The following is a 10685-nucleotide window of genomic DNA, read 5'->3' as shown; positions in this document are numbered from 1 at the left end:
TTACGTTATATATATATANACANACTTTTTTTACTCTTGGATCCATTCCCATGCTTCATTCATTTCGTCTAGTTTAAAATATTTCACTTCAATATCTGGCAATAGAAGTTTCATTTCAACCAGTTGTTCTTCCCCATGACTCGAACTAATGACGGCAAATTTGTGAAAGTGATTCCACGCCTCTCTATTTTTCCTCATGCTTTCTTCAAGGCCTTCAAATGTTGCTCCATTTTCTTCACTTATAATGGCGTAAATATTAAACCTGCCTTTATCTGCGTATTTATCTTGAATGATTTTATCAATTTTCATCGCATCTTCGTGTGTTACAGCACCTTCAAATTCAATAGCAATAGTTTCAACGTCCTTACTTGGCACGATTGATAGCATTTTTAGTCCCCCTCAGTATATAAATCTATTCTTCCTTTTATTATTCCCGATTTTAAAGACAACAAACGGCTATTTGTAGACTGTTTTCGGGTGTATACCGATATATTGTATAATATATTTTGTCGTAAGCCAGTATTACTGTATAATAGGAGTAATCTAGCAGTAGAAAAGGAGAGCTCGCAATGCCTATTCCAGTGAACTACACGAAGCCTGTCCGTGTCTCAGCCAAAGAAAGTGCCTACCTCCAATTGCAACAATGGATTATTGATGGCACGCTACAACCTGAAGAAAAACTAATTGATACGGATTTGGCACAAGCATTGAGCTTAAGCAGAACCCCTATCCGAGAAGCTTTGCAATTATTAGAAGTGCAAGGGTTCGTAGAAATGTTTCCCGGCAAAGCTACACGCGTTACGAATATAAAAAAAGGGGACTTGAAAGATTTACTTCCGCCTCTTGCCGTTTTGCAGGCCTTGTCAGCAGAACTAGCCATCCCTAATCTTGATCAAGACACATTTACTTTATTAGAAGAAATAAACCAACGCTTTCTTGAAGCCATTGAAAGCCAGGATGGTTTTTCCGCTCTAAAAATTGACCAGGAATTTCATCAAATCATTGTAGATGCTGCCAATAACCCTTATATCCACTCGATACTCAGCAGTCTTCAATCACATGTAAGAAGACAATTTTTCCATCACTCATTAATGTTGACGAAAAGCTCTTACGATGAACACGTCGAAATTATCCAAACCTTAAAAGAGAAAAATCCAGAAAAAGTGACTCAATTAATGAAAATAAACTGGGCTCGAACAATAGATGAACTTACTACAGAAAAAAGTATATAAACATTATAAAAAGCTGTATCAAAAGCGCAATTGCTTTTGATACAGCTTTTATGTTGAAGCAGACCCGATTTTCGGACCCGCCTTTACTTTTGCATTATGAATTTTGCTGAGCTGCTTGAACTTTTACATTCTTCTTAGTGCGAGCAATCATTGTCGTAATGGCAATAACAACAATCGCTGGCAAGAGCCATCCAAGACCATTGCTGTAAAGCGGTAATGTAGCCGAGTAAAAATCAATTACTGACTGAAGCCATGCTGGATTTTCGACACCTAACAAAGAAGTCAAAGTTTTAAATCCATCAATAATACTGATTAGGAAAGTTACGACAATAGTCGATACATATACCAATTGAGCGTGTTTAAATAATGGAGACAGGAACGCTAACATAATCAAAACAATCGCTAATGGGTATAGGAACATTAATACCGGAATCGAATACGTAATAATATTAGAAAGTCCTGCATTGGTTACAACCAATGAAAAGACAGAGAAAATTACAACATATACTTTATAACTAACTTTCGGCGTCAATTTGTGGAAAAATTCAGCGTTAGCTACAGTTAAACCAATTGCCGTTGTCAAACAAGCAAGAATGATGATGACCGCTAGTAACGTAGCACCAAACGTTCCAAAGTAATAATTTGAAGCGCCGCTCAACACAGGTCCACCAGTTTCCATCACACCTAAAACGGCCGTACTTGTTGAACCTAAATAAGCAATTCCAGTGTAGACGATGGCTAATAGTGCTGATGCGACAATACCACTCTTCATAGTCGCCATTAAGACACCTTTAGACGAAGTTACGCCCATTTTACGAACAGCTGAAATTACAATAATTCCGAACACGAGAGAAGCGAGTGCATCCATTGTGTTATAACCTTCTGTAAATCCTGTAAAGAAAGCTCCGCTCGTGTATACAGGCTGCGGTGCTTCTTGACTGCCCATTGGTTTTACAAAAGCTGCTACCAATAATACACCTAGAGTTACTAAAATCGCTGGCGAAAGAATCTTACCGATGCTATCTACTATTTTCGTTGGGTTTAAAGAAACCAAAAGTGAAACCCCGTAAAAAATTAGAGAGAAAATCAGCAAACCAATTGCTGCGTTGCCCTCTCCAATGAATGGAGCAACTCCGACTTCATACGACACTGCACCGGTTCTTGGTAAAGCAAAGAAAGGTCCGATTGTTAAATACAACATTGCTGTGAAAACCAGTCCATAAACTGGGTGTACACGACTCGATAGATCTTGAAGATCATCGCTTTTCGAATAACCAATTGCTAAAATCCCTAGTAAAGGTAGACCAACACCCGTAATCAGAAAGCCGGCAATGGCAATCCAGACATTTGTTCCTGCGTATTGCCCTAGCTGTGCAGGAAAGATTAAGTTCCCTGCTCCAAAGAACAGCGCAAACAACATCATTCCCACTACTGCATATGACTTAAACGATAATTTACTATCCACTGCTAATTCCTCCTAAAATGATAACGCTAAAATACGTTTTATATATATTCCAATATAATACATTTTCTTTTCGAAAAAGACTGCGATATATTGCATAAAGTAATAATACAGCATGTTATTCGAAATGCAACCCTTCTGATCCACATATTTTAAAATTTCTTGCTATTTTATTAATTCAGTATGAAATGAAAGTTATTTTGGTATATTACATATACTTTTAGATGTATAAAAATTAGAAATGATACTGATTTTTCCAGTTGTTTTTATAGACTTCACGTGGATTGATCCTTAAAACGTTAAAATGCTATTCACTCGGTATTCATTTACCAACTCGCTCTCTTTTCTTATTAAATTTTTACGTACTTTATATTTTCCCCTTCATTTTTCTTATTAATTTCTTAACCGGCAGTAAAAGAAACGCAACTGCTTTCGCTTTTCAACCATAATGCTGTAAAATACTTTATTACGGAAAGAATTGGTAGTCACCTCACTCTATTCGAAAGGCGGCGTATCTTTGAAATATATTTATACTCTACTTCATATTCTTGTTATTGTTGGATTTTATCTAATGGGTGAACAATTACAGGATTTTTTCAATATTCCGTTGCCTGGTAGCATCATTGGCTTTCTTTTACTTTTTACCGCTCTTATGCTGAAAATTTATCGCTTAGAATGGATTGAATCAGGAGCTCATTTCGTCTTAGCATTTTTGCCGCTTTATTTTATTCCGGCAACTGTTGGGGTTATTGAATACGGCAAGCTATTTTCAGGAAAAGGAATTTTGCTAATTCCTATTGTTATGGCTAGTACATTTCTTGCAATGGCTTCAGCGGGCTGGGTCAGTCAGTATGCTGCAAAACGAAAGGAGCGATCCGATTAATGGAATTTAACTTACTCGCTGCTTTTTTTGCCACGCTAACTGTAGCTACTTATTTTCTTACGAATATCGTTTATTTACGGTATCGTAAAACCTTGTTAAATCCTGTCCTTGCTTCTACTGCAATTCTCGCCATCGTTTTAGTAATGGCCAATGTTTCTTACGATACTTATATGACAGGTGGTAGTTGGGTTGGCACATTGCTCGGGCCTGCAGTTGTCGCTTTAGCGATTCCCCTCTACAAACAAAGAGATTTGCTTTTCACAAACTTGATCCCTGTTATTTCAGGTATCGTAGCCGGGGTAACCGTTGGTATGGCAAGTGGGGTCTTGTTCACCCAGTTATTTCGTTTTTCCGAACAACTCATTTTGACTGTCTTACCAAAATCGTTAACGACCCCCGTCGCGATGCAAGTGGCCAGTAATTTAGGTGGCATCCCTTCCCTAGCGGCAGTGTTTGTTATGGTAGCCGGTTTCACAGGGTATATTCTTGGTCCTTCTTTATTAAGTTGGTTGCATATTGATTCGGCAATTGGTCGAGGCATTGGACTCGGTACATCTGCTCACGGCATGGGTACGGCAAAAGCGTTTGAATACGGACAACAAGAAGCTTCGATGAGTTCTGTTGCGATGACGTTAAGCGCGGTACTCGGTGCTTTACTCGGACCAATTGCTGCATGGTTGCTGTTATAACAGACAAAACCCTTCTTTCCATGTTAGTTGGAAAGAAGGGTTTTGTTATTTGCCAATATCTCTGCGATTAAAGCCAATCATACCAATTGCGATAAAACCAATGGCGAGCACAACCATAATCGCTGCACTCCAATAGTCCATTTCTTCAATCGGAATTCTCGTTACATAACCAAACGGCGTTAGTTTTTCTACCCAGTCTTCAAATTGGAACAAACTTCCCATGTAGACAATGAAAAATGCCGACGCTAAATACAGCCATACGAGCCCCGTCCATTTAGCAGCCCATCCAAACAATAATACCGCTATTCCGATCATCATTAGGATGGCAGGAAAGTAAACCATTGCCGAGCTATAATAAGTCCCAAGCGACAGACTTTCCTCCATTACTATATTTCCCATTACGCCCAAACCGATAGACGACAAAGTCAGCATCACAAACCCCGTCAAAATCGACATGGCCAAGTAGCTGCCCATCAGTCGATTTCTAGAAACTGCCCGACTTATAAGGTGTTCGAGTCGGTCATTTTTTTCTTCTGTTTTTATTTTTAAAATCGACATGAGTACGGGGATCGTAGATAAAATAGCGATAATCGACATGAGTAATGGGATAAATTGTTCGGTTAACGAAAATCCTTCTACTAAAATAACCATTTGTTGCATAAGATCAATTTCATCAAAATAAGTTTCTAATTCTCCAAAAAGCGAACCGTATATAACACCAATAACCAAAAGCCCAATTCCCCAAATGATGAACCCCGTTCGTTGAAGCCGGAAGACCAGGCCGAATGAGCTGAGTAGCGTTTTTGAAGCCTTATCTTTTCCAGATCGCGATGGGATAAAGCCAGAACCTAAATCTCTAATTGAATTGAGGTATAAAGCTATCCCCATTAATACTAGTGCTACTGACACCGTCAATAATATCGGCCACCAATAATTATTGACATACACTTCTGTTCGTAAAACCCAACTAAGTGGTGAAAACCATGATAATGCCTCATTTCTTAAGTCACCAATTACACGGATAATATAGGCCGCCAGCAAAACGGTAAAAGCGAACCCTAATGTACTTCTAGCATTTGAAGACAATTGCGCAGAAATAGCAGCCACTCCTGCAAAAATCATCCCACTCGCACCTAAAGCTGAACCGTATAGGAGCGATCCTTCAAGCCCCATTCCTTCTATTCCTAGAACCGTTAATGAAAATCCAAGCAATAACGCCAATAAAACATTCACGCCTGTTAACACGACCAATACCGATAACAAATTAGACAGCCGCCCTACCGGTAAAGAACGAACCATTTCAATACGGCCATCTTCTTCATCTGTACGCGTATGGCGAATCATCAACAAGATATTCATTAACCCAACCACAATCGCAGTCATCAACAGCATTTCATGTGCCGTTATCGCTCCAATTGGGTAATTTTCAAGACCATAGCCATAGCCTGGACCAAGCATGGCAATCACAGCAGGATTTTGCATGGTCTCAGCTATAGCTATTCTTTCTGCATTGGTTTGATACAGCCCCGCAAAGGCTATCGCTACAATTACCGAAATTGCGATAAACGAAGCGATCCAAATCGGCAACCGTAGGCGATCACGCCGCAAAATAAATCGAATTAATGTACCTGTACCTTCAATCAGGTGCCGGTTCATTAAGCTTCACCCCCTGCTCCTATTCCGCTGGTTTTATCACTGACTTCGTAATGACGCATAAATAATTGTTCCAACGTCGGTGGTGAGCTTTCAATACGGACAATTTCGAACTGGCTAATATAACTAATCACGTAAGCCACTTCTCCACTATCTACTTGGAAAGACACCGCATTTCCTTTTGGTTGAATCCCGCTAACTCCTCGTACGTTAGCCAAATCCAAAATTGGTTTTTTCGTCTCTACCAACAAAATCGTTCCCGTCAAATGACGTAAGTCTTTTAATGATCCGGTTTCAATAATTTTGCCTTCGCGAATAATCGCCACTTTGTCGCAAAGCTTCTCGACTTCAGACAAAATATGGCTTGATAATAAAATACTTTTGCCTTGTTTTTTTTCCTCGATAATATATTCTTGAAAGGTTCGTTCCATCAAAGGATCGAGACCAGAAGTAGGCTCATCTAATATATACAAATCAACATCCGATGACAGCGCTGCAATCAATGCCACCTTTTGACGATTCCCTTTGGAATACGTACGGCATTTTTTGCTCGGATCCAAGTCAAATTTCTGAATTAGCTCTTCTCGACGGTGAGAAGAATTGCCACCGCGTAATTTGACCAACAAATCAATAACTTCGCCACCTGTTAAGTTTGGCCACAAGCTCACTTCTCCCGGCACGTATGCTACACGCTTATGAATTTCCACTGCATCTTTCCATGAATCTTTGCCAAAAATTTCAGCTCGTCCTTCTGTCGCTTTTAAAATGCCAAGAAGAACGCGCAAAGTTGTTGATTTTCCTGAGCCATTGGGTCCGATAAATCCATATACTTCTCCTTCGCCCACTTCAATATTTACTTTGTCTAATGCTGCAAAATCACCAAATTTTTTCGTCAAATCGACCGTTCTTAAAACTGTCATGATTCTTCCTCCTTACTGGTGTAAAAGCTTTTCTGTTGAATATCAAAATATTCGTCTACCTTACCCAATATGATTCCAAATCCAGCTCGGTCATTTTTCACGGACTTGTTCTATTTTAGAATACAACCATCGCTTATTTCAGTCCACAAATCACGCTTAATTATCTGATTTTTCCGATATTTATTAAAACAGTAATTTTTATTGATAAATTAGTCGCGTAACCGTTGTCTCCGCTCGCCAATAATGCTATGTTTTATAGGCTAGAAAACTATAGGAGGAATAACAATTGAAAAAATTATTTTGGAGTAAAAAATTGTCCATGGTTGCTGGTCTTGCGATTGTGTCGCTTTTAAGCGCTTGTGGAAATGACGAAGATACAGCTACAGAAGAAGAAAAATCAGCTTGGGATGAAATCCAAGAAGAAGGTAGCTTAACTGTTGCTACATCTGGTACATTATTTCCGACCTCTTACCGCTCTGAAGGATCTGATGAGTTAACGGGATTTGAAGTCGAAGTTGTACGTGAAATTGGCGAGCGTCTTGAACTTGAAATTGAGTTCACGGAACTTGGATTTGATGAAATGTTAACTTCTGTTCAAACAGGACAAGTTGATTTGGCTGCGAACGACATCGAAATTACAGAAGACCGTGAAGAAAACTTCATCTTCTCGACGCCATTCAAATACTCTTACGGAACTGCGATTGTTCGTTCAGGAGATTTGTCTGGAATTGAGACGCTAGAAGATTTAGAAGGCAAAAAGGCAGCAGGTGCTTCAACATCTGTTTACATGCAAATGGCCCGTGAATACGGTGCTGAAGAAGTGGTATACGACAACGCAACTAATGAAACTTACTTGCGCGATGTGGCAATCGGGCGCACAGATGTCATTTTAAATGACTACTATCTACAAACTTTAGCGCTAGCTGCGTTTCCAGAGCTAGAAATTACGATTCACCCGGACTTGAAATACAGCCCTTCTGAAGTTGGCGTTGTTATGAACAAAGACAACTCAGAACTAGCGGACAATGTGAATGGTGTGATTGAAGAAATGCTTGAAGACGGCACAATCGCTGAAATCTCTGCAGAATTCTTCAACGGCGCCGATGTAACTGAAAAAGTGAATATTGAAGAATAATATTAAGAAGCTGCTCATTATTTGAGCAGTTTTTTTTCATGGAAACTGATCATTTTTCCCACTTATTGGATATACAATCCGAATAATGAGCAATACTGTCCATATCACTCGAAATACTGTCCGAATGAGGTTGAATACTGTCCAAATGATAGGAAATACTGTCCAAACGGGATTTGCGCCTTTCTAATCTATCCTGTACACCTAGCTAACTCGTATACTAGAATGAATAAGTAAGAATTATCTGGATATGGAGGAATGTTGATGAAAGCTTCTTTTTCGCCGCTTGGTGATCAGGCAATTGTGGTTGAGCTTGGCAATAAAATCGATGAAGAAACGGAACAACAAGTAAGAAAACTTTCTGTTCTTCTAGAAAATCGGCAACCGGAATGGTTGATCGAAGTGATCCCGGCTTTTGTAACTGTATCCGTCTTTTACGATCCATGTATCGCAACATACGATGTAGTAAAAATGGAAATGAAAGAACTTTTAAACCATTTAGGGGAAGACCTCCCCACCCAATCAAGAACTATCGAAATTCCCGTTTGTTATGGCGGTGAATTCGGACCCGATTTGGAATTTGTCGCACAGCACAACAACTTAACCACTCGCGAAGTTATCGATATTCATACGTCTGGTGATTATTCCGTTCATATGATTGGCTTTGCTCCAGGATTTCCGTTTATCGGAGGCATGTCTGAAAAAATTGCTGCACCCCGTCGCGATTCACCGCGCCTCCGTATCCCAGAGCGTACGGTCGGCATTGCGGGCAATCAAACCGGTGCTTATCCAATTGAAACTCCTGGCGGTTGGCAATTGATTGGGCGCACACCGATTCGACTGTTTCGACCCGAAGATGATATCCCAAGTTTGCTTCAAGCAGGAGACAAAATTATTTTCAAGGAAATTTCAGAAAAAGAGTATCATGCATGGGAGGACGAGCCAAATGCTGAAAATACTTAAAGGTGGCTTACAAACTTCAGTTCAAGACTTAGGTCGAATTGGATTTCAAAAGTATGGCGTCATTGCGAGTGGTGTAATGGATCCTTTCGCGCACCGCTTAGCTAATTTGCTCGTTGGAAATGACGAACAATTGGCGACACTTGAGATTTCACTAGTCGGACCTAAAATTCAATTTACTGAAGATACCCTTATTGCTTTGTGTGGCGGAGATTTAAGTCCTCAAATAAATGGTAGCCCTATAAAAACGTGGCGAATGCTCGTTGTAAAAAAAGATAGTACCCTAACGTTTGGTGAGCCTCGCATCGGTGCACGCTGTTATTTAGCAGTTGCTGGCGGTATTCAAGTCGAAGAGGTAATGGGCAGCCGTTCTACTTATTTACGTGCCGGAATCGGTGGATTTAAAGGACGTTCTTTAACCAAAGGCGATGACATACATAATGGTGAATTGACTCCCATACAACTAAAAGCACTCGAACGAAGCAGCGACAATGAATTTGATTGGCTTGTTCCGCCCGCTCGTTATTTCGAAGAACCCATTATCCGGATGATCAAAGGAAAACAATTTGAGTTGTTCAATAATACTAGCAAAGACCAAATCTTCACGGAAGCTTTCTCTGTCTCCGGCAACTCTGACCGCATGGGCTACCGATTAGAAGGTCCAAGTCTAGCTTTAGAGGAGCCCACTGAATTGATTTCCGAAGCGGTGGCGTTTGGTTCTGTTCAAGTTCCAATTGATGGCAACCCGATTATTTTAATGGCTGACCGTCAAACAACAGGAGGCTACCCAAAAATCGGCCAAGTGGCATCTGTCGACTTACCGCTTATCGCGCAATTAAAACAAGGACAAAGTTTACGCTTCAAGGAAATTTCCTTAGCTGACGCACAACAACGCTATATCGAACAAGAACAGCACATTCGTGAAATAAAAGCCTCAATCCAATTAAAACAGGAGGAATGGAAATGACGTATAAAGTAGATTTAAACTGCGACATGGGAGAAAGTTTTGGTGCTTATAAAATGGGCAACGATGAAGAAATTCTCGATTACGTAACGTCAGCGAACATCGCTTGTGGCTTTCATGCAGGCGATCCAACCACGATGCGAAAAACCGTCAAACTGGCACTTGAGAAAAATGTGGGCATTGGCGCACATCCCGGACTTCAAGACTTAGTCGGTTTTGGACGCCGCAACTTAGCGTTATCTCCTCAAGAAGCTTATGACCTAGTCGTCTATCAAATTGGTGCTTTGTCAGGCTTTGTCAAAGCAGAAGGCGGTCAATTGCAACACGTCAAAGCGCACGGAGCTTTATACAATATGGCTGTAAAAGATGCTGCATTGTCCCAAGCGATTGCAGAAGCTGTTTATAAAATTGACCCAGAGCTTGTGCTGTTCGGACTGTCTGGCAGTGAAATCGTAAAAGCTGGTAAAAACATCGGACTGCGCACAGCCAATGAAGTATTTTCAGATCGCACGTATCAACAAGACGGCTCGTTAACGCCAAGAACACAAAGCAATGCGTTAATCACGGATTCCAAACTCGCTATAGACCAAGTCGTTCGCATGGTAAAAGAAAATAAAGTCACAACGGTCGATCAAACAGATGCTTCGCTACAAGCAGATACGATTTGCATACATGGTGACGGAATTCACGCATTGGATTTTGCGGTCCAAATTTCTAAATCTCTACAAGAATCAAATATCAATATCGTAAAAGTAAGTGAATTTGTTTAATACATACTTAGGAGGATTTT

11 protein-coding genes are annotated in these 10685 nt (G+C 40.2%); 7 read left to right on the top strand and 4 right to left on the bottom strand.

Going from position 1 to position 10685, the window contains the following annotated elements:
- Positions 1–30: 30 nt before the first annotated feature.
- The gene (locus tag GPDM_RS12295) at positions 31–387 is read right to left on the bottom strand and encodes a SpoIIAA family protein (RefSeq protein WP_008431814.1); all 357 of its coding nucleotides are present in this window, start codon (positions 385–387) and stop codon (positions 31–33) included.
- A gap of 182 nt (positions 388–569) precedes the next feature.
- Here GPDM_RS12295 and GPDM_RS12290 point away from each other — a divergent pair, with 182 nt between their 5' ends.
- Positions 570–1232, top strand: a complete 663-nt coding sequence (locus GPDM_RS12290) for a GntR family transcriptional regulator (RefSeq protein ID WP_008431812.1) — start codon at positions 570–572, stop codon at positions 1230–1232.
- Positions 1233–1326: 94 nt separating this feature from the next.
- Here GPDM_RS12290 and brnQ read toward each other — a convergent pair whose 3' ends face one another.
- Complete coding sequence (gene brnQ / locus GPDM_RS12285) at positions 1327–2697, bottom strand: branched-chain amino acid transport system II carrier protein (protein ID WP_008431810.1); 1371 nt, start codon at positions 2695–2697, stop codon at positions 1327–1329.
- Between the two features lie 514 nt (positions 2698–3211).
- Here brnQ and GPDM_RS12280 point away from each other — a divergent pair.
- Together GPDM_RS12280 and GPDM_RS12275 are read left to right on the top strand one after the other, a co-directional pair.
- A complete protein-coding gene (locus GPDM_RS12280) occupies positions 3212–3577 on the top strand; it encodes a CidA/LrgA family protein (RefSeq protein WP_008431808.1) in 366 nt (121 codons plus the stop codon).
- A complete protein-coding gene (locus tag GPDM_RS12275; protein WP_008431806.1) occupies positions 3577–4266 on the top strand; it encodes an LrgB family protein in 690 nt (229 codons plus the stop codon). The genes GPDM_RS12280 and GPDM_RS12275 overlap by 1 nt, the downstream gene beginning before the upstream one ends.
- Before the next feature lie 45 nt (positions 4267–4311).
- On the opposite strand, the gene GPDM_RS12270 is transcribed toward GPDM_RS12275, so the two are convergent.
- Together GPDM_RS12270 and GPDM_RS12265 are read right to left on the bottom strand one after the other, a co-directional pair.
- A complete protein-coding gene (locus GPDM_RS12270; protein WP_008431804.1) occupies positions 4312–5922 on the bottom strand; it encodes an ABC transporter permease in 1611 nt (536 codons plus the stop codon).
- The gene (locus GPDM_RS12265; RefSeq protein WP_008431802.1) at positions 5922–6839 is read right to left on the bottom strand and encodes an ABC transporter ATP-binding protein; all 918 of its coding nucleotides are present in this window, start codon (positions 6837–6839) and stop codon (positions 5922–5924) included. Before GPDM_RS12265 ends, GPDM_RS12270 begins: the two co-directional genes overlap by 1 nt.
- 286 nt (positions 6840–7125) lie before the next feature.
- On the opposite strand from GPDM_RS12265, the gene GPDM_RS12260 reads away from it, so the two are divergent.
- From GPDM_RS12260 to GPDM_RS12245, 4 genes are all read left to right on the top strand, one after another.
- Positions 7126–7974: a transporter substrate-binding domain-containing protein gene (locus GPDM_RS12260; protein WP_008431800.1), complete on the top strand. Its 849-nt coding sequence runs from the start codon at positions 7126–7128 to the stop codon at positions 7972–7974.
- Between the two features lie 261 nt (positions 7975–8235).
- The gene (gene pxpB, locus GPDM_RS12255; protein ID WP_008431798.1) at positions 8236–8934 is read left to right on the top strand and encodes a 5-oxoprolinase subunit PxpB; all 699 of its coding nucleotides are present in this window, start codon (positions 8236–8238) and stop codon (positions 8932–8934) included.
- Complete coding sequence (locus GPDM_RS12250) at positions 8918–9898, top strand: 5-oxoprolinase subunit C family protein (protein ID WP_008431796.1); 981 nt, start codon at positions 8918–8920, stop codon at positions 9896–9898. Before pxpB ends, GPDM_RS12250 begins: the two co-directional genes overlap by 17 nt.
- Entirely contained in the window at positions 9895–10665 is a 771-nt protein-coding gene (locus GPDM_RS12245; protein WP_008431794.1) for a LamB/YcsF family protein, read from the top strand. The genes GPDM_RS12250 and GPDM_RS12245 overlap by 4 nt, the downstream gene beginning before the upstream one ends.
- Positions 10666–10685 lie beyond the last annotated feature (20 nt).

The sequence above is a fragment of the Planococcus donghaensis MPA1U2 genome (assembly GCF_000189395.1).
Taxonomy (GTDB): Bacteria; Bacillota; Bacilli; order Bacillales_A; family Planococcaceae; genus Planococcus; species Planococcus donghaensis_B.
The sequence above is the reverse complement of the archived record's forward strand: the minus strand, read 5'-3'. Positions and strand labels throughout refer to the sequence as shown.